Genomic DNA, 20707 nt, shown 5'->3' on the forward strand with positions numbered 1-20707 from the left:
ATTATCCATATTACATCATCCATTTAAACCGTATCTACAAAGTTCCGCTCTACTTTATTAAAAACTATCGTACCCAGTAGCATCAGTATAATAGTAACGAGTGTGGCGTAACCTAAGCTAAGCCAGCTAAAACTTCCCTGACCCAAAAAACCATATCTAAAAGTTTCAATAATTGGCGTCATGGGGTTATACTCAATAATCCACGCGTAGGCAGGATATTTTTTTATGGCCTCAGATAAAGGATAGATTACTGTTGTAGCGTACATTAATAATTGCACACCAAAGCTAATGAGGAAAGCCAGATCCCTGTATTTCGTTGTCATTGCAGAGATAATCATCCCTGCTCCAAGGCCTAGCAAAGCCATCAATGTTACAATAAGAGGAAACAGGCAAATGGCCCAGCTAATGCTAAAGTTGGCTCCAGCGAAATAGTAATAGGCCATTAAGATGAGAAACAATAACATTTGTACCCCAAAGCGTACCAAATTACTCACTACAATGCTAAGCGGCATAATTAACCTTGGAAAATATACTTTACCAAAAATAGCCGCATTGTCTTTAAAGACTGAAGAAGTTTTGGTTAAACAATCGGCAAAATAATTCCATGCGGTAATTCCGGCCATATAAAATAAAGGCTTGGGCAAGCCATCAGTTGAGATACCCGCCAGGTTACCGAAAATAAAGGTAAAGATGATTGTCGTAAATAATGGCTGGATAAAGAACCATAAAGGCCCCAATATGGTTTGTTTGTAAAAGGAAACAAAATCCCTTCTCACCAATAATACCAGTAAATCGCGGTAAGCCCAAACCTCATTCAGTTTCAGGTTAAATAAAGATGCGCTTGATTCAATGGTCCATTTTTGCTCTTCTTTAACCATAAATAGCTTGGTTATTGTTCATGTTTTACTGTTGTAGTCTGTTCTTTCTTTCCTGATATCCATCTCTAACCTCTTTATTAAGCCCTAATCCTTAACCAAGCTTAAGAAGCAGCAAACTCATCGGTATTAATTTTTCCATTGAGTAGCAGGTTTCGTATTGATTGGAGGTATTGGTTATAGCCAAATGCCTCAATACATTTTTCCTGAAGATTTTTCTTCTCTTGCTGGGTTTGTATATGCCCAAGCAATGAACAGATACTGGTTAATATTTCGTGTTGATCATCCGGATCGACTAGTACACCCAATGCACCACCGCGAAGCGCATCTACACTGCCATCTTTATTGCCTGCAATTACCCGCAAACCACTTGCAAGTGCTTCTATAAATACAATGCCGAAACCTTCTTTTTTGCTGGGTAGTATAAAAATATCAGATAATAAAAAGTGCTCCGTAAGCTCAGCTTCATCAATAAAGCCAATCATGTGGATATGATTCTGGAGCTTGTTTTTAGCAATCAGGTCGTCTAATCGTTTCTTTTCAATCGCGTCCCATTTGCCAGCCAGTAAATAAACCAGGTTTGGATAGCTTTCCAGTAATTTTGGTAATAACTCGATGGTATGGTCGTAACCTTTATATTTTTCTGACGATGACAGGCGGGAGAGCGAAAACAAAATAATATCGTCGCGATTTAAATGGTATCGATCTAATAGTAACCGGGGTTTCTCAAAGTTGGTTGCCTGATGATAAAAGGGATCAAGGCAATTGTTTACTATTTCAATCCGTTCTGAAGGAATATGGTGCATATCCATCACTTTTTTTGCAGTAAACGCACTTACACAAATAATTTTATCGAGCTGGTTCAGCATTTTAAGCTTGGCATCCGAGAACTTCTTCCAGATTTCGATACCGTGTGCCAGCAGGTATATTTTTTTGTTGGGATGTATCTTTTTAATAAAGTAAACGATATTGATGAGGTGGATGTGGCTCAGCAAAATCACATCAGCCTTTAATCCGGCTAAAAAAGATTGCACCACAAAACGTTCCCTTTTCCCTCCAAAACCCTTAAACTGCTCTTTGCTTAAGTACCTGGAATCGCGGTCTGTATTTTTATCATACATCGAAAATACTGTCGACTGTACCAGATCTTCTTCACTTAAGTCGTATAAAACACGGCTTACACTGCGGCATACCTTCTCAATTCCCCCTGTTAAACTAAATGTTTTTAGCGTTAAAAATAAAACCTTAACTGGCATGGTAGGTTCTGTATAAAGCCAGTGCCGAACTCCAGTGCAATTTGTTTTTGCCAAAGTTTTCGATAAGCGATTTTGCTCTTTTGTTGGTGTACCTAGATGGATTGGCAATATCACTGCTTTTTCTCATCCATTCCTGAAACGGGAAGGTAAAACCCATTTTCGATCTTTTCCAGGTTTCTATGGGCAAATCTTCCTTATAAGCTTCTACCAGCAATTTCTTTTTCTGCTCATAACTGAATTTAATTTCGTTAGAGATGGAAAGCACCAGTTTTACAAAGTTAATATCGAGAAAAGGCACACGTACTTCAACGCCATGACTCATGCTCATAAAATCGGTATCTTTTAGTAGTTGATTTTGCATGTACATGTTAAACTCAAACCAGCTTGCCCGGGTTTCGTTACTGGTTTTTTTAATTCCAGGTTGCAGCGGAATCTCTTCAAGGCAATCGATAACGGTTTTCATATCGATGTCTAATAATTCGGCAATTACATCAGGTGAATAAACCCCTCTCAAACACAGGTATTCGCCAATAGGGGAGTTTAAACTGAGGTAATATAGTCGTTTAAACTTGGTATTGCTGGAGAAACGCATGCTGCGTAAAACACTTTTACTCAGCCAGTTTAGGTTCTGTATTTTGTGGATCCGGTCGAAGGAAGGGTAGCCCCCGAAAAGCTCATCGGCACCTAAACCGGATAGTACGACTTTTATACCTTGCTCTTTTGCTGTTTTACATACAAACCAGGTATTAATCCCATCATTTGTGGGTTGGTCCATATTGGCTAAAACGGTTTCGAAATTCTGTACAAAATCACGGTAGGTGATCAGCTGTTCAATTTTTCGGATATCCATTTTCTGAAGCAGGCTATTCCGCTGTTTCTTTTCTGAAAAATCGATTTCATTAAAATTGGCAGAAATACTGGATAACTGTTTGTGGTTATATTGGTTAGCGAGTATGGTAATGATGCTCGAATCGAGGCCGCCACTGAATAGTACACCTATATCAACATCAGAAATCATTTGCTGCTTAATAGAATGGTCGAGCTGCTCGCGGATTCTTTCTATAGCATAGCTTTCATTATTGATGTAAGATGTACTTTCAAACTCATGGTACGATTGAATAAAATGTTCTGCGCTTCTGAGGTTGTATTTCAGAAAACAGCCTTTTGCCAGGCTACATACATTTTTAAGGGTTGTATAAGGTTCAGGGATATGGCCAAATGCAAGGTAATAAATTCGCCAGTTATCATTTTCCTGAGAGATACCCGCATATTTAAATGCCTTTACCTCCGATGCAAAAGTTAAAGTTTCGCCGGCCAGATGATAATATAAAGGTTTGATCCCGTTTTGATCCCGGACCAGGTAAACAAGTTGTTTTCGCTTATCAAAAATACAGAAAGCAAAAATCCCATCCAGTTTGCCAAAAGCAGCTTCACCCCAATGCTGGTAGGCATACAATATTACCTCGGTATCGGTTTGTGTTTTAAATATATAGCCCTGGTTAATAAGTTCGCTCCGGATTTGCTGGTAATTGTAAATCTCTCCATTATAGGTGATGACAAAGTCCTCTTTATGGCTAACCATAGGCTGATGACCACTGCTGGTCAGATCTAGAATCGCCAGGCGGCGGTTACCCAGGCAAATGGATTCTTTTTGTGCGGTATAAATGCCGTGATCATCAGGTCCGCCGTGTTGCATACTATCGCACATGGTCTTTACCTGCTCACTAACTTTTACTAAAGAATCTTTGCTGTTAATAATGCCCGCTATTCGACACATTTTTTGGAATAGAATCCCGGCTATTTATTCTGCACCGGATACAGCTTCGCCCCCTCAGTCACATTTTATTTAAAAAAAATGACCGATTAATATGTTATTTATAAATAAAGCTGAGCATCATGCATCAGCGTTTTATTATCTGTTAATGGTACTGTTTTTCAGCTTCCATTTCACATTTCCATCATACATTTTCCATCTCACCTCTTCCATCGCTAAAACGGCTCTACAAAGGCTACCGATGTATTAATATTTATCGAATAACCCATATTCTGCAAACGTAAAATAATACGTTGTTTATTTTGTACAGCTACCAATTCTGCTATTATGCCTTTAAATGGACCCGCCTTAATCAATACGCTTTCTCCTGGTTTAATCTCATAATCCATGATTTCCAGGTCGGAATCTGTAGCGAGCAAAAGCTTAAGATCATGGATTTGTTGGTCAGGAATAGAAGCGACTTTGTTGGAGAAATAAATAAATCTGGCAACGCCATTGGTCATCAAAACTTCTGCATATTCTCTTGCCGAAATATACGCAAATAGATAAGATTTAATCAAGGGCTCTTCGACGATTTTTTTGCGGTCGCTCCACTGCTTAACCACCTTTTTAAGAGGTAAATAAGTTTGGATTCCTTTTCTGTTCAGTTCTTCGTTCGCTTTTTTTTCTGCTCTCGAATGTGTATAAACCGGATACCACTTGTAATTTTGATCTATCATTTAGCTTAACCTTACGCTGAATCTTTTTCAAATGTTTGCGCTTTTCCCAGCTTGTCCAAGCCTTTAATGCTTTAAAAACTAACCTCTTTTTTTCCAAAATTCCCACCAGCTTTTCTCGTCATCGTAATAGCCGCTTTTTCCATAACCTGTATAATTAGAATAATAGTACGTTCCGGCATTGCTATGAGCATAATTGGTGGTATAAATGTTTGCATGTAACTTCTCGTCACCAAATGAATTCAGGATAATGGCAATGTTATTCAGCCCATATTCTTTCGATAAACGGTCTGGAATGGTAGCGGCCCTGAATTTGGATACACCCGATCTGATGATAAAGAGATTGATATCGGCCTTTCTGATCAGTGGCACAGAGTCTGAAACCAAGCCGATGGGAGCGGTATCGATAATGATATATTCGTACTTTTCCCTGAGTTTTTCGATCAGCGTTTCCATCGATTTGTGGTGCAGCAATTCTGAAGGATTTGGCGGTACCGGGCCGGAAGTAATATAGTCGATATTATGCCGTTCATCCGTAAAGATAATATCCGCTAAATCGGCCTGTTTGGATAAATAATTACTTAAACCAATACGGTTGTCGGAGCCAAAGGCATAGTGGAGTTTAGATTTTCGCAAGTCTGCAGCGATCAAAATCACTTTCTTGTCTATAATGGATAGGGTACCTGCAAGATTTAAACTAACGAAAGATTTTCCTTCTCCGGAAACTTCAGAGGTGATGCAGATTACCTTGGTTTCCTGGTCGCTGGCCATAAAACTCAGGTTTGTTCTCACAGACCTCACCGATTCGGCAAATATAGACTTTGGTCGTTCTATAGATAAAACACTTTCGCCGGGCTGAACTTTTTTTGGATATTTTAAGATTACACCTATAATCGGTGTTGCAGTTAAGCCCTCAATCGTTTCGATATCATACAGGTAAGGGTTTAATATTCTGACCAATAAAATTAAACCAAGTCCTGAAAATAAGCCCATAAACAAATAAGAAGAATAAATTTTCTTAGGCACAGGAGAAATAGGGGAGAAAGAAGGCTGCGCTAAACTGATAATGGTTGCACCTGAAATTACAGCTGCCGAACTGATCTGCGCAGAGAGTTTCCGTTCAAACAACATGGAAAACATACGCTGGTTAATATCAAAATTACTTTGCAGTTTGGCAAAATCATTCTGTTTGGCCGGTATACTGCTCAGTGCCTGGTTGGCCTGGCCAATTTGCCCGTTAATGTAACGGATTGTTTTTTGATTACGCTCATGTAATAAGCGGATATTGGTTACTATGGCCTGCTTTACCTCATTTATTTGCCGGTTAATATCCCGAACGGGCTGAGCATCGGCATTGAAATTCTGTAATTTATTCTCGCGGCTTATAATCAACCCGTTAAGCTGTGTAATGAGGCCCGTTAAGAGTGTACTGTTTGTGCCTTCCAGGTTCAGGTTCAGCTGGATTTGGTCTTTATTGTTTTTAACCTGGGTTTCCAATTGTTGGATGCCAAGTTCCTGCAGTTGCAATTCTGCAATCTGGTTTTGCAGATTACTCAGTTTCGAATTGCCCAGTTGTTTATCGCTACTTGGATCGATGAGTTTGTTACTGCTCTGGAAACTGGAGAGCTTGTTGCCCGATTTATTTACCTGGGCATCTAAAAATGCGATCTGGCTATCCAGGTAATCTATGGTTTGCTTGGCTGATCTTTTCTTAAGTGTGGCATCATTCTTTACATATTGCTTAATGATCTCATTGAGCACATTAGCAGAGAAAACAGGGTTGCTATCCGTATGGGTAACGCCCATGATATTGGTATTTTTTTCCTGTTCAAAAACATTTAACCCACCTGCAGCCCTTCCATACAAATCCCTGATCCCGTTAAATTTGAAACTGTAATTTCCGGTGGAAGGGATTTCGGTTTTGATGGTAAAAACCATGTTGCCGGCATTGATCGCCTGTCCGTAACGATATTTTTTTAAACTCTTGTTATTGTCGTCGCTGCTCGATAATTCAAAGGTTTTACCATCGATGGGTTTAACAGAATAGGTAGCCCTGCTAAAGTTTACAGAATCTTGGGTTAAGATATCAACCTGAAAAGGCTGTTTCGGATAAAGTTCGGTTACACGCACCCTGCCCTCCAGGTAGTAGCTGATTTTATAATCGAGGTTCTTTAATGCATTTAAAATTACATCTTCCGAACGCATAATGATTCCCTCAGTCTGGATCTGATTTTGGCTAAAAGGGCGATAATTTACAGGTGATCCGGGAAGTGAGGCCATTTGCTGCTGCTGGTCGCCATCTAACTTTAGCGAAGCAGAGGTAATGTAAATGGGCGTGATGCTGCGCACATACAACCAGGCCATTACAAAACTGATCAATACCGTTCCGGCTACCCAATACCACCTGCTTAGAAAAATCAATACGATTTTCCAATAGTTAATGGTCTGGCTGGCTAACTTTCTATTTTCTATCGTTGTACTGTTATCCATTAGCGGGTTAAAGTAAAGATTAATACAGCCAGGTTAACCACTACCAGAAAGGGTTGTACGATATTATTGACACTGGTTAGCTTTTCGCTTAATGCCGAGCTTTTGGTTTGCTGTAGTACAATAATATCGTTGTTCTGGAGAACCAGTTTTTTACTGGCCAAACTGTTGATATCATTCAGGTTAACATAAATAATTTCAGGGTGGCTTCTATCGCCACGGATAATTTTCAACGTTTTAGGGTCGGCAGTTTTGTTGATCCCTCCTGCTTCACCAATAATGTCAATCAGGGTAGTGTTTTCGCGTTCCAGTAAAAAATTCCCCTGTTTACCAAATTCGCCCAATAAAGTAACCTTTAAATTGACCACACTAAGCTCTATAATCGGATCGCGCAGCAATTGTTTAGCATATAACTCCTGGATTTTAATGGCAGCCTCCCGTCTGCTCAAGCCTACTACATCCACTTTTCCGATGGCGGGGAGGTTTACTTTCCCATCAACATCTACTAAATAAGAAAGGGCATTATTGATAGATCCGCTTACGGTTTGGTTACCGTTTGTGCTGCTGTTGGCCGATGGCGTGGCGCCAAATTCTTTGTTTTGCAGGTTTCGGATGGCCAGTTGATCATTTACCTTTATTTTATAATAGGCATCACTTATACCCTGATCATTCACCACATATACTTGTTTAATGGTGTCGGTAACTACATCGCTTGGAGCATTAAACAGACTATGTTCTTTTCTGGCAGCACAGCTTGATAAGGCAGTACAGATAGCTAAAATACAAAGAAGTTTTAAAATTGCTTTTGTTGGGATCATCATCTTAATCAGAATGTAGAATAGAAGCCTGGGGTTAAGGTGCAAAGATATAGCTTAAAGATGCTTAAAAAAAGTTAAATTAGAATTAAGGCGCTTGATTATCTTTTTTAAGCTGGAATTGGGATCTCCCCGATAAATAACATCTTTCGACTCCAGTATGGTCTAATCTGGCGATTATCATAAAACGCATTCGAATCAAAAGGCCTTTTTTGTTGATATATATCAAATAAAGTTTGATTTATATGTTTCTGGCGTCAGAGTTTGGCGATATATTTGCAGCGTTTTATTTAAGCTATAAAGTTGATGGTGGTTTTATAGTTATTAAATAGAAGGTCGCTATTCCTGTTGCAATACCATTTGGATATCACCTACATCCCGAGGTGTCGTTTATTTTGGTCATTATATTTTCAGGCATCATAGTGGCGATGATTGATTTAAAGCGAATAACATTTTAAGATATTGGTGTATGAGGTATTTGAGATTTTTTCTGCTGGCCATTTTTACGTGTTTTTTAAGTAATGTTCAAGCACAAACTGGTTGCATAAAATATTATGGCCCTGGCTTTGATAATGTATATTATCCGAACAATTTGGGCACCACTGGGCTGTTCGGCCCTAATTATGGAGGAACTCCTGTCAGTATTCCCGCTGGCTGTTGGCCCACTGAACCGGCAAGCACGTCCACCAGAGAATGTACTATAGGTACAGTTTATGGAGGATTACTCCTACAAAACCATATACAATGTCCAATCGATGATTATTTACCCATCCTGATTTTATTGGCCGGGTTCACCGGAACAATGTTCATCAGGAAGAGAGTAGGTACAATTTAAAGAAAGATATAGTATGTTTATTTTCAAGGGATGAAAAGCCCATGAGATTTTGGTTGTTTTTCGCTTGCAAATAGTCTGATAATTACGATATTCTACAACTGTTATTTATTATGCTCCTTGGATTGAAATGCAGGCATTATTGATTGATCGAGCATGTAATTTTCATTGATTTTTAATTTGTACCAACTATTTAGGATCCCGTAGGATAGCTTAAATAATTTTGTTATTGATTTTAATCAAATGCAGGCATTAATTCTCTTTGGCCGTTTTGGATGAATTTTGTGCGTTTAAAGAGTTTAAACCCGCTTTTCTCAGTTTTTTCCTTGCTTATTTATAAAATACCACTTGTCATATGAATCTGATTTAACGATTTGTTCATTTTATTCGTTGTCAAAATAATTTAATTTTGTAGTCGTAATTAGACTGCTTTTTTGAGTTTTTGCAATTAATTTCATTTTTCAATTAGGCATCTTCATTTCATATTTTTAGTTAGTTGTCTGTTGAAAAAAGTAGTTTTCTTTATATTTTTCTTAATACTGTTTTTTAAGTCGTTCCAAAGCCTTGCTTCTGATCCTGGTTCTTCTTATGGTTGTTTAGTGCCTAATGAGGCGGTATATACAAAATGGCTTAAAACCGATTATGCTCCTGGCAATCCGTTTTGGGGCCCCTGGGAATATTATGATACAACAGGAATAAATTATATTGTTGATTATAACCAGGGTAATTATCCTTCATGTGGATACATTAATCCCAATACACAATTTAGCGAAGTCGGCCAAACCTGTTTTGTGCAGAAAGCCGGTGGTAGCTATAGCCAAGGGGCTTTGGGGCAATTACATGATTTAACCGTTTGCAGTGCCCCGATTGATGATTCTGTTTATATACTATTTTGTTTTTCTTTTTTTGCCGTATACATTGTCCGAAATAAATCATTAAGAACGTTAAAGACTCAAACAGATTTTTGATCTGTGTACAAAACCAGGCTCCTGGTTATTTTCTTGTATGATTCAAAACACCTATTAGGCATTAATCTTTGAGGAGAGTGAAAACTAATGATCATTGCAATAGCTCAGGTACTTTATCGGTTTAATTTGTAGAATAACATTCATTTGCTTAAGTTTTAATGGCTTTTCAGTCATTGCTGGGTTTAAGAATTTCATGCCAAGTAATTTCAGTTAGCAGTGGATAAAATACTTTTCATTTTAGATGAATGGTCTCAAATGAACAAAACGAACGTAGTTTATAGTTTATAAAGGCGGTAAATTAGTATATCATAATCAAATGATATGAAGAATTTTTGCCTTTTCGTTTTAATATTTCTAATTCCTACCTTTTCTTATCCCCAGGGAAGTGCCACAGGCTGTTTAATAACAGATGCAGGTGCAAATTATAACAAAGTATATACTTCAAAAAATCTTAACTTATTAACGGGTGGGCATGCATTATATAATAATACTACAAGTACTTCTTTATCTACCGACTATTGTAGTTGGCAAACAGTAAGCGTTACTGGCAATACATGTGGAGTATGTTCATTGCTTGGTTTATGTGCACTTGGTGTTTGTGCTTGTGTAGGTACTGTCAGCTATGGTTTTGAGGGGGAATTTAATATGGTCCAATGCAATCTCGACGATCATACCTGGTTTTTTGGTGCGGCCATTGGTTTATTCGGTATTTTAATCATCAGGAAAAGAACTAAGCTTTAAGTTATTTAACGTTTGTGATAGATTATCTTCTGTGTATCGCGTCTTAATTTTATATTTACCCAGATTTCGGTTCGATAGCTAAAGAGCTGCAAACTTCCTGGTTAATCATGAAAATATCCCTTATTACGGTCGTTTACAATGGCGAAACATTTTTACAGGAATGTTTTGATTCTGTAAAGGCCCAAACTTATGCCAACGTCGAATATCTCGTAATTGATGGTGGCTCGACCGACAGAACGCTGGATATTATTCAGGAAAATCGGTCGGCTATCGATTATTTTGTTTCCGAAAAAGATAAAGGTTTATATGATGCCTTAAATAAAGGGATTAAAAGAGCAACAGGAGAGGTGATCGGGATTTTAAATGCCGACGACCTGTTTGCAGATGCAAATGTGCTGGCAACAGTAGCCCAGGCTTTTATCGGTCAACCGGAAATAGAGGGTCTTTATGGCGATCTCAATTACATTCATCCTGCGGCACAGCAAATTGTCAGAACCTGGAAATCACATCAGCATACACCCGCAAACCTTAAAAATGGCTGGATGCCTGCGCACCCTACGCTGTATTTGAAACGATCGCTGTTTGAAAAAAATGGAGATTATGCGTTAGATTTCGGTACCGCTGCCGATTACGAGCTGATATTACGTTACTTTTATACCCATAAAATAAAAGCGGTTTATCTGCCTGGCTTAATGGTGAATATGCGTACAGGCGGCCTAAGCAACCAATCTTTGATGAGCAGGATTGCTGCCTTTGTTAATGATTATAAAGCCCTGAAAAGAAATCGTATACCTTATCCGCTTTTTGTGGTCATGAAGAAAAAGTTAAGTAAACTCAGTCAATTTTAATTTTGCCAGTGCAATCAGCTACCTGGTCTGCTGAATCACATGATCAATCCACTTCTATTGATTTATATCATGTAAAACATTTGTAACCCTTCGCATTGTTTATTTCAGGATACTTATATTTGCTAACCAGTCGCTATATGTTTTGCTAAAAGATATTCTGAATACCAGTCCAAACTATTTCTATATAGCCATATTTGTTTTGGCCTTTTCAGCCGTGATCGTCAGTATTCCAAGTGTAATCTATACTTCTTTAAAATATGGCCTTTTTGATAAGAACGACTTGTACCGTAAAAACCATAAACGTAATATTTCACGTTTAGGTGGTTTGGCCATTATAGGTAGTTTTACCGTATGTATCCTGCTTTTTTCTGCTATCATTAATTTTAAAGAAGCTAATTTTTTAATCGCTTCCTGCATCATCCTTGCAGCGCTTGGTTTAAAAGACGATGTTTATGGAACCAATACCAGTACCAAATTTATTCTGCAGATCGTTGTTGCTTTTATACTGGTTTTTTTTGGTGCCTTCCGTTTAACAAGTTTATACGGTGTATTGGGGATAGGAGATATGGCACCTATATGGGGAAGCTTTTTTTCGATTGTCCTGATTATTTTTCTCAATAATGCATTCAATTTAATAGATGGTATTGATGGATTGGCTGGTGGGATAGGCATTTTAACGAGCCTGGTTTTTGGTATTTTGTTCTCTTTGATGGGACAGGTACCTTATGCATGTATTGCCTTTGGTCTGGCGGGCGCTATAGCCGGTTTTTTAAAATACAACTGGTTTCCCGCTAAAATATTTATGGGCGATACCGGGGCACTGATTATCGGGCTTATTTCTGCTGCATTGGCTATTAAATTTATAGAGCTCAACAAGTTTACCCAAGTAAACAGGCCAGACTTTTATTCTGCACCGGCAATAGCAGTGGCGATACTGATCGTACCCATTTTCGACTCGTTAAGGGTGTTTACCATCCGTATTTTAAAGGGGCGATCCCCTTTTAAGGGAGACCGTAATCACATCCACCACCGTTTAGAAAGGTTAGGTTTAAAGCCAAATTGGATTGTACTTGCTTCACTGGCCCTTAACACGGTTATTTTGGTAGCTACCATTGCGCTGCAGCGACTGGGAAATTTTGTACTCATTTTCCTTATTATAGGAATCTGCGTTGTCTTTAACGCAGCGCTATCCCTAAGCTTGCTTAGAAAACGGAAAGCTTAATTATGGCGTTGCCCGGATTAAAAAACAGCTTTTAATCATTCCTTTTTCCGGCTCTGAAGCCTGGAATCTTTAAAATTTAGCCAAGCTCCAACTCAAATCATTTATCACGCATTCAATTCATAAATAAACACTAATTTTGCGCTCTAATTTTTATACACGATGAGGCTGGCAATAAATGGTTTTGGTAGAATAGGAAGAACATTTTTACGTTTGGCATTGGCTGAAAGATTTGAAGTGGTAGCAATTAACGACCTGACAGATGCGAAAACGATGGCTCATTTATTTAAATACGACACCGTGCATGGCGTCTATTCCGGTCAGGTTTCGGCAGAGCCTGATGCGTTGGTTATCGATCAGGTTTCTATTCCTGTATTTGCCATTAAGGAGGCCGATGAATTGCCATGGTCGGCCCTGAGAGTTGATATCGTGGTTGATTGTACAGGTAAAAACCTAAGCAGGCAGGCTGCCGAAAAACACATTACCTCGGGTGCAAAACAGGTGCTCATCTCAGCTCCGGCAGCCGATGATATTCCAATGGTAGTATTAGGTGTGAATGACCATGAGATTGATTTAAGAAGTACTGTATTGTCTAATGCGAGCTGTACAACTAATAATATCGCCCCGATGATCAAAATTTTGAATGATAACTGGGGGGTTGAAGAAGGCTATATTACCACCATCCACTCCATGACTGGCGATCAGAACTTACATGATGCAAACCATAAAGATTTACGCAGGGCAAGGGCGGCTTCGTCTTCCATTATTCCAACCACTACCGGGGCTGCCAAAGCCATAACCCATATTTTTCCGGAACTGGATGGCCGTTTGGGAGGAGCAGGAATCAGGGTTCCGGTTTTAAACGGATCGTTAACCGATTTTACCTGCCTGTTAAAGCAGAAGACCACTATTGAAGAAATTAATGCTGCATTTAAAGAAGCGGCTGAAAATAAACTGAAAGGCCTTATTGAGTATACCGAAGATCCGATTGTTTCTATCGATATTATCGATAATCCACATTCGTGCATATTCGATTCATTATTAACATCAATCGTGGGCGATCTGGTTAAAGTAGTAGGTTGGTACGATAACGAATTCGGTTACAGCAGCCGTTTAATCGATGTGGTGAAGAAAATTGATTCATTGCAAAAAGGCTGATATTTTTAGGTTGGTTGATTTACCTCCCTGTTCCGGTTACACCCTGACTTAAAGCATATCCGTATACTACTATTAGGCCATAAGGGCTGGATGAGGTACTGTTAGTTAGTGTTAGTGGTTAAAATATTTAAAAAAATAAAAAGGTTTGGCTTTTGCTAAACCTTTTTGCGTTTTATTGGTTTAATCTGCCGGAATGTGGCACCAACAATTGGCATCAATACGTCGAATGGCTTTCTATAATCTAAACAGGAACAGAAAATAACGGGTAAACTGAACAGGCTTGGAAACACAAAATACAAACACGACAAAAAGGAAGTCTTTTCTTCCCAAATTCTGGCTTATCCTCTCCCTTACAGCGCTTCTGGCGGCTGAAGGATATTTTGGGTGGCGGTTGCACCAACTTTCCGATCAGCAGGAACGCATAAAGGAAGATTATTCCGATATCAATAACATTACCTACGGACTCTTCTCGGTGCAGCAATGGAAAGATAATGTGTCAAAGATCGTGCACCACCAGGTACGCAACCTGAAGATGACCAGGAAACAAAAGAAAATATTACAAACGGAAGTACAAAATGTACTGCTCGCACTTATAGATAAAGCCGAAGCCCTGGTAAACAAGCCCAAAAAAACAATTAGTGGTAAGATTCAGAAATTTGTAATCCGAAACTTTGTAAACGCTGATAGTATCAGGGCGCAGGTGCCGGCTTTTGCGAAAAAGATTATTGCCGAGGTAGATAATCCAACAAACAAGCAACAACTGAGTAAAATGGCCATGGGCGAGTTTAACGAACTTGCCAATGAAGAAAAACTCGATAGTGCATTTGTTTCTAACGGAGCTTCAGTAAGGGCATTGTACAAACAGTACCATGTAACTTCTACCGATGCACTGAATAAAAAGCTTGTTCAGTCGCTATCAAATATCCGTAGCAAAACGTATGCTTATTCATTTGGTATGCTCGCTTGCGTAGTTATTGTTTTGGGATTCTGGTGGGGGCTTCGTAAACGCCGTGACTTGCATACTGCCCTTTTTGTAATGTCTTTGTTGTTTGCATTCATACTCCTCGCTGTTGGCCTTACCGCTTCAATGATAGAGGTCGATGCCCGCATCCGTTCGCTCGATTTTGTCTTGCTTGGCGAGCATGTGGTTTTTAAAGATCAGGTGCTGTTTTTTCAAAGCAAAAGTATCATGGATGTGGTGCACGTTCTTATTAGCCAGCCTGGTATCGATTCGATTCTGGTTGGAGTGCTGATATTGGTGTTTAGCATCCTTTTTCCGGTAGTAAAACTGAGTTCAACAGGAATCCACCTCCTGGGGAATAAAAAGCTGGCCGAAAATAAAGTGATTAAATATTTTGCTTTCCAGTCGGGCAAGTGGAGCATGGCCGATGTCATTGTAATTGCCATCTTAATGGCTTATATCGGTTTAAATGGTTTACTTGAGGGGCAGCTTCGGGCACTCCATATCAAAAACGATTCTTTAACCATTCTAACCACCAATAATACTGCCTTGCAGCCCGGATATATCATATTCATCAGCTTTGTATTATATGGCCTCATTCTTTCTACAATATTAAAGTTTATCACTCCGCACGATGTTCATTGATCCGATTTATTGCAGCTGTTAGATTAAATTTTATGGCAACAACAACTCATAATCCAACCAATACACTGGCAAAGAAGAGCCGGCTGGTAACTTTTGCACTAATTACGGCGCTTGGCCTGCTTCTGATCGGTGAAGCCTATTTTGGTTACCGTTTCCATCAGCTTTCTTACGAGCAGAAAAGGATGAAGGAAGATTATAGCTTATCAAACAACATTACGTTTGGTATTTTTTCCGTAGACCGATGGGGAGAAAAGATTTCGGCTGTTGTTGATCAACGTGTAAAAGGCTTTAAATTAACGGCAAAACAGAAAACAGAGATGCGGAAAGGGATCGAGAAAGAACTGCACGGATTGGTTAATAAAGCGGTTTCAGAAGTAACAAAACCCCAGAAAACGTTGGGGGGGAAACTCAAAAAGTTCGCTTTTAACAGCATTGTAGATGTAGACGAACTCCATGCACAGGTGCCCTCTTTTGCAAAAACCATTGTAACGAAGATCACTAGTCCAACCAGTTTAAAAAGGCTTAAAAATGTTGCCGCAAGTAAAGTAGATGAGCTGGAAGAGCAGACCTACGATAGTACCGATACCACCATTACTACGGTAGAACATAACATTTACAAAAAATACCATGTTGCCGGGGCCGCCGCTTACGATCGCCTCGTTGAAACTAAACTCGCACAAATCAGACAAGATACGTTTCGCTGTACTTGGGGTATACTGGCCTCTGTGGCCATTGCATTAACGCTATGGCTCTTTTTAAGAAAACAGGTACAATTGCATGTGCCATTGTTCGTCATGTCGTTGCTTTTTGCGGTTGTTCTACTTGCAGTGGGTGTTAGCGCTCCGATAATCGAGGTTGATGCACGCATTAAAACACTTGAATTCGCATTATTAGGTGATAAAATTGTCTTCAATAATCAGGTTCTTTTTTTTCAGAGCAAAAGTATATTGGGAATTATAGGAACATTAATTGAACAGCCCAAACCCGATGCCGTGCTTGTTGGTGTCCTGTTGCTCATATTTGTAGTGGTATTGCCGCTTTTCCGTATTGTGGCAAGAGGGATATACGTATCCTGCAGAAATTTTTTCGGAAGCCAGAAAGTGCTGCGGTTTATGGCATTCGATCTCGGTAAATGGGATATGGCTGATGTAATGGTAGTAGGCACCACCATGACTTATATCGGTTTAAACGGAATACTTAAAAGCCAGCTCTCCGGCCTGAACATTAAAAACGATACACTAACCACGGTTACAGCCAATAATTCGGCGCTGCAACTCGGGTTTTTCATATTTGTAGCTTATGTGGTTTATGCAAAAGTGCTTTCTTTTATTATAAAGCGCATTGACGAGAAAAATGCTCCAGGTAAGCAATCAAATATGGAGTATGCTACCAATGATGGCCGCGATTGATAGGCGCTGCACTTCTTTACTGAAAATGGCAGATTATTCTTTTGAATTCGAACGCGCTAGCAATTTTCAACATGTTGAAAATTGTAAGTGATATTATTATCGGGTTTCAATTGCTTTGTTAACTTTGCAAACGTTTGCTGCGCATCCTAATAGCAATGTCTTCAGGTATAAGCTAACGATAAAAATATGGTCAAATTTATTCTTCCGGAAGAAGTGCTGCCTTTAAGAAGCCTGGTTTTACGCAATAACAAGCCATTGGAAGCCTGTGTTTTTGAGGGCGACCTTGCCTACGATACTTTTCACCTTGGTTTTTTAACAGATGGAGAAATAAAATCTATTGCTACTTTTATGCGCAATGATTTTTTTCCGGAGGAGGGCGAGGGGTATCAGCTCCGTGGTATGGCCACGCATCCCGATGCTGTTGGAAATGGCTATGGTGCTGCACTGGTTACCTTTGCCATCGAATATTTAAAAGAATATCATACCGATTATTTATGGTGCAATGCCCGCTCAACAGCAGCAGCATTTTATAAAAAAATCGGTTTTACCACCGAGTCGCCCGAATTTGATATCCCCGGAATCGGCTTCCATTACGAAATGAAATTAAACTTAAAATCAAAATAATTAAACATGAACACAATTGACCAGTTCGACTTTAAAGATAAAAAAGCCCTGATTAGGGTAGATTTTAACGTTCCTTTAAACGACGAATTTAAAATTACTGATGATAAAAGGATCAGGGCTGCCTTACCTACCATTTCTAAAATCTTAAAAGATGGTGGTGCTGTTATTTTAATGTCGCACCTGGGCCGTCCGAAAGATGGACCAACCAATAAATATTCTTTAAAACACATTTTAGGCGATTTATCTGCTTTGACCGGTGTTGATGTAAAATTTGCTGATGATTGTATCGGTGAAAGTGCGGTAAAACAGGCTGCAGATTTAAAACCTGGTGAGATTTTATTGCTGGAAAACCTCCGTTTCTACAAAGAAGAGGAAAAAGGTGATGTTTCTTTTGCTGAAAAATTATCAAAACTGGGCGATGTTTATGTAAACGATGCTTTTGGGACGGCACACCGTGCACATGCTTCGACCTCAATTATTGCGCAATTTTTTCCTCATGCAAAATACTTCGGTTATTTAATGGCTTCAGAAGTAGAAAATGCAGAGAAAATTCTGAACCATGCAGAACGGCCTTTTACTGCCATTATGGGTGGAGCCAAAGTATCCGATAAAATTCTTTTGATCGAAAAATTATTAGAGAAAGTGGATAACCTGATTATTGGTGGAGGTATGGCTTATACTTTCGCAAAAGCGCAGGGTGGCGAAATAGGTACTTCATTACTGGAGGCTGATAAGCAAGAGCTTTCTTTAGCGTTGCTTGAAAAAGCCAAAGCAAAAGGTGTAAACCTGATTTTACCAATTGATACCGTTATTGCAGATAAATTTGCAAACGATGCTGCTAAACAAGATGTGGCGGCAGGCCATATTCCGGCAGATTGGATGGGATTGGATATCGGTCCGAAAACTGCTGAGTTATTTCAGGATGTGATTAAAAACTCTAAAACTTTATTGTGGAATGGTCCGATGGGGGTTTTCGAGATGGAAAGCTTCCAGGTGGGTACAAAAGCAGTAGCTGATGCGGTTGTGGCTGCAACCAAAGATAACGGAGCATTCTCGTTGATCGGCGGGGGAGATTCGGCTGCGGCGATTGCCAAATTCGGATTGGAAGATGAGGTAAGTTATGTATCTACCGGTGGTGGCGCTTTACTCGAATATATGGAAGGTAAAGAATTACCAGGCGTTAAAGCCATTAACGGGTAAAAAAAAGCATAAAATATTAAAGGCCTTGCAGATGATATTTGCGAGGCCTTTTTTGTAGTAAAGATATTACCATTTCCTGATAAGCAATCTGTGTTTCAGTGGATTCCGGGCTAATGTTTATCCAGGTATTAAATCAATCAAAACTGTCAGAACAGAACATCTAGAAGCGGACCTAAAAAACCTCCCATCCGGTATTTAGCAATACCATATAAACAGCCAGGTAACATACCAAAAATGCAGTTGAGAGTGCAAAATATCGCGTTACCTGATCACTTCCTTTTTTAAACGGAATTAAAAACAGGATGTTGAACACTTCCGACAGCAAGGCACAGGTGAAATTTAAGCAGACCATTACACAGCTGAAAGCCACTACAAAAACGGCCGGCTGGATAATGATTCCGGAAGGCAGGCCATATAGTGCACCCATAATAAAACTGATCGGAAGGATGATCAAAGCATATTTTAATCCCGATATAAAATTAATTACAAAATATTTGCCCGGTTTGGGAAGTGGTGTTTTAATTTTCGCCGGCTCTGATTTTTTTTCATCCAGAACAGTTGCTAATGATGCATCAAAATCCGCGTCATTTGTTTTTTGCTTATTACCCCTTTTCTGTTTTTTATAGCGAGGCCACCAGATCACAAATCCGGTAATAAAAAGCGCCAATGGCATTAAACCTGCAATAATGGCAATAAGCTGCGTAGGCCTGCCCCCGAAACTACCGTAATGGATGGGGGTTAACCAGCTAAGGTAGGCATTACCAACGTTAGGGAAATCCTTGCGGCTGTTCAGCAATACTTTGCCTGTATATTGGTCAACCACTAACATTTCCCGTTTCCCTTGTTTAGGTAGGCTTCCGCTCAACACATCTAACCGGTATGTGCCCATTTTGTCTGCCGGAAATGCTATTCCTCCAATATGGGCATCCGGCATTTTTTCTTTAACCGCGGCAACAACCTGTTTAAGCGGCAGGGGTACGGCCTGTGCATGCCATGCCGATTTTGCGCCTAAGAGCTGGGCAACTCCTTGCGGCGATTTTCCGCTAAGTACAAACAACAGGGGGATAACAAGCGTAGAAAAAGTAATGGAAAAACCGGTAAGGCTGAGTATCGCTATAATGGGAGAGGAATAAAAGCCGAGTGAATTATGCCAGTCGTAATTTTGTCTTTTAAAAGAACCGCTAAACCTTACCGTAAGTGCTGATTTTAACTGTTTCCATTTCTTTGGGATCCATAAACGCAGGCCTGAAATGGTTAAGATCAAAAGGCAAAGGGAGGCCAAGCCACAGATATACCGCCCCACAATGGGGATCAGTAAGGTCCGGTGCAGTTCGGTAACCACATGGATAAAAGAACTGGTGTGTATTCTTTTGCCACCTATTTTTCCTGTATAGGGATTAATAAAAGTTTCTTCATTGCTTTTTAAATCCAAAACGCTGTAAGCTTCATTGGGATTTTTGAAGTTGTTCAGCATCAGGTAGTCGATTTTGAGTTTGGGATAGTTCTTTTTAATGAGCGGTACAAGCTCTTCTACCGGCATTTTTTGCTTTTGGGCAATTACCCCGAACAGCTTTGGGTTTAAAGCACGGTCTATCTCATCCTGGAAAACAAGAATGCTACCTGTTAAACCTACAAAGGCCACTATCGCACCTGCAATAATCCCAAGATAAAGGTGCCATTTACCGAACCATCTTTTTTGGTGTTTTGCCCAACTGATTTTTTTAGAATTGCCTGCTGACTTCATTTAGTTTAACCGGGAACGTATTCAGATTTGTTTGTTACAAAGAAATAGCTTTCATCCCGCTTATCCAAATTATTTTTAATGAGTCTAAATTACGATTACCTATTGTTTATAAATGCGCACGCGTTATTGGAGTATGTATTAGAAAATTCACCAAAAAAGTAACAGGTGTATTTCAATTTTAAATCTCATGAATAAGCGATTTTCTGCTAAAACCCTAAAATTTGAGTGTAAAAATGGGCCAGCGTGACACTTTATTGAAAATTACTTTTAACCTGCTTATTATCAGTATATAAGCGGTTTTTGGTTGTTTTCATTAGCTTATTCTGTTAATATTGTGAAGCCATTATCGTAACAAAAAAGATGTGGAAAACTTTTTTGTGGTAAAAAGTGGTAAAAAGTGGTAGAACTCTTTACTTTTACACTAGATAAAAAGTG

At 39.3% G+C, this 20707-nt stretch carries 16 protein-coding genes; 9 read left to right on the forward strand and 7 right to left on the reverse strand.

Going from position 1 to position 20707, the window contains the following annotated elements; genetic code table 11:
* Nucleotides 1-23: 23 nt before the first annotated feature.
* The 6 genes from GGQ60_RS08615 to GGQ60_RS08640 all read right to left on the reverse strand — a co-directional run bounded on the left by GGQ60_RS08615 (nt 24) and on the right by GGQ60_RS08640 (nt 7929).
* Complete coding sequence (locus tag GGQ60_RS08615) at nt 24-878, reverse strand: ABC transporter permease (protein ID WP_183762425.1); 855 nt, start codon at nt 876-878, stop codon at nt 24-26.
* Nucleotides 879-979: 101 nt separating this feature from the next.
* Nucleotides 980-2131, reverse strand: a complete 1152-nt coding sequence (locus GGQ60_RS08620; RefSeq protein WP_183762428.1) for a glycosyltransferase family 4 protein — start codon at nt 2129-2131, stop codon at nt 980-982.
* Entirely contained in the window at nt 2121-3908 is a 1788-nt protein-coding gene (gene asnB / locus GGQ60_RS08625) for an asparagine synthase (glutamine-hydrolyzing) (protein ID WP_183762431.1), read from the reverse strand. The genes GGQ60_RS08620 and asnB overlap by 11 nt, the downstream gene beginning before the upstream one ends.
* 212 nt (nt 3909-4120) lie before the next feature.
* Entirely contained in the window at nt 4121-4624 is a 504-nt protein-coding gene (locus tag GGQ60_RS08630) for a UpxY family transcription antiterminator (RefSeq protein ID WP_183762434.1), read from the reverse strand.
* A 78-nt stretch (nt 4625-4702) separates the two neighbouring features.
* Entirely contained in the window at nt 4703-7111 is a 2409-nt protein-coding gene (locus GGQ60_RS08635; RefSeq protein ID WP_183762437.1) for a GumC family protein, read from the reverse strand.
* A complete protein-coding gene (locus tag GGQ60_RS08640) occupies nt 7111-7929 on the reverse strand; it encodes a polysaccharide biosynthesis/export family protein (RefSeq protein WP_183762440.1) in 819 nt (272 codons plus the stop codon). Before GGQ60_RS08640 ends, GGQ60_RS08635 begins: the two co-directional genes overlap by 1 nt.
* Before the next feature lie 1329 nt (nt 7930-9258).
* Here GGQ60_RS08640 and GGQ60_RS08645 point away from each other — a divergent pair.
* The 9 genes from GGQ60_RS08645 to GGQ60_RS08685 all read left to right on the forward strand — a co-directional run bounded on the left by GGQ60_RS08645 (nt 9259) and on the right by GGQ60_RS08685 (nt 18528).
* Nucleotides 9259-9723, forward strand: coding sequence for a hypothetical protein (locus GGQ60_RS08645; protein ID WP_183762443.1), 465 nt, complete (start codon nt 9259-9261; stop codon nt 9721-9723).
* 321 nt (nt 9724-10044) lie between these two features.
* Nucleotides 10045-10464 carry a hypothetical protein gene (locus GGQ60_RS08650; protein ID WP_183762446.1) on the forward strand — a complete coding sequence of 140 codons (420 nt, stop codon included), beginning with the start codon at nt 10045-10047 and terminating at the stop codon, nt 10462-10464.
* 107 nt (nt 10465-10571) lie between these two features.
* Nucleotides 10572-11312 (forward strand): glycosyltransferase family 2 protein, encoded by a 741-nt coding sequence (locus GGQ60_RS08655; protein ID WP_183762449.1) that lies wholly within the window; start codon nt 10572-10574, stop codon nt 11310-11312.
* A 142-nt stretch (nt 11313-11454) separates the two neighbouring features.
* Nucleotides 11455-12534 (forward strand): MraY family glycosyltransferase, encoded by a 1080-nt coding sequence (locus GGQ60_RS08660; RefSeq protein WP_183762452.1) that lies wholly within the window; start codon nt 11455-11457, stop codon nt 12532-12534.
* A gap of 159 nt (nt 12535-12693) precedes the next feature.
* Nucleotides 12694-13689: a type I glyceraldehyde-3-phosphate dehydrogenase gene (gene gap, locus GGQ60_RS08665; RefSeq protein WP_183762455.1), complete on the forward strand. Its 996-nt coding sequence runs from the start codon at nt 12694-12696 to the stop codon at nt 13687-13689.
* 280 nt (nt 13690-13969) lie between these two features.
* On the forward strand, nt 13970-15295 hold the full coding sequence (locus GGQ60_RS08670) for a paraquat-inducible protein A (protein ID WP_183762458.1): 1326 nt from the start codon (nt 13970-13972) through the stop codon (nt 15293-15295).
* Between the two features lie 32 nt (nt 15296-15327).
* Entirely contained in the window at nt 15328-16704 is a 1377-nt protein-coding gene (locus GGQ60_RS08675; RefSeq protein WP_183762461.1) for a paraquat-inducible protein A, read from the forward strand.
* Between the two features lie 186 nt (nt 16705-16890).
* Nucleotides 16891-17328, forward strand: a complete 438-nt coding sequence (locus GGQ60_RS08680; RefSeq protein ID WP_183762464.1) for a GNAT family N-acetyltransferase — start codon at nt 16891-16893, stop codon at nt 17326-17328.
* 6 nt (nt 17329-17334) lie between these two features.
* Nucleotides 17335-18528: a phosphoglycerate kinase gene (locus tag GGQ60_RS08685; protein WP_183762467.1), complete on the forward strand. Its 1194-nt coding sequence runs from the start codon at nt 17335-17337 to the stop codon at nt 18526-18528.
* A 172-nt stretch (nt 18529-18700) separates the two neighbouring features.
* On the opposite strand, the gene GGQ60_RS08690 is transcribed toward GGQ60_RS08685, so the two are convergent.
* Entirely contained in the window at nt 18701-20272 is a 1572-nt protein-coding gene (locus tag GGQ60_RS08690) for a PepSY-associated TM helix domain-containing protein (protein ID WP_183762469.1), read from the reverse strand.
* Nucleotides 20273-20707 lie beyond the last annotated feature (435 nt).

The sequence above is a fragment of the Pedobacter zeae genome (assembly GCF_014196715.1).
GTDB classification, from domain to species: domain Bacteria; phylum Bacteroidota; class Bacteroidia; order Sphingobacteriales; family Sphingobacteriaceae; genus Pedobacter; species Pedobacter zeae.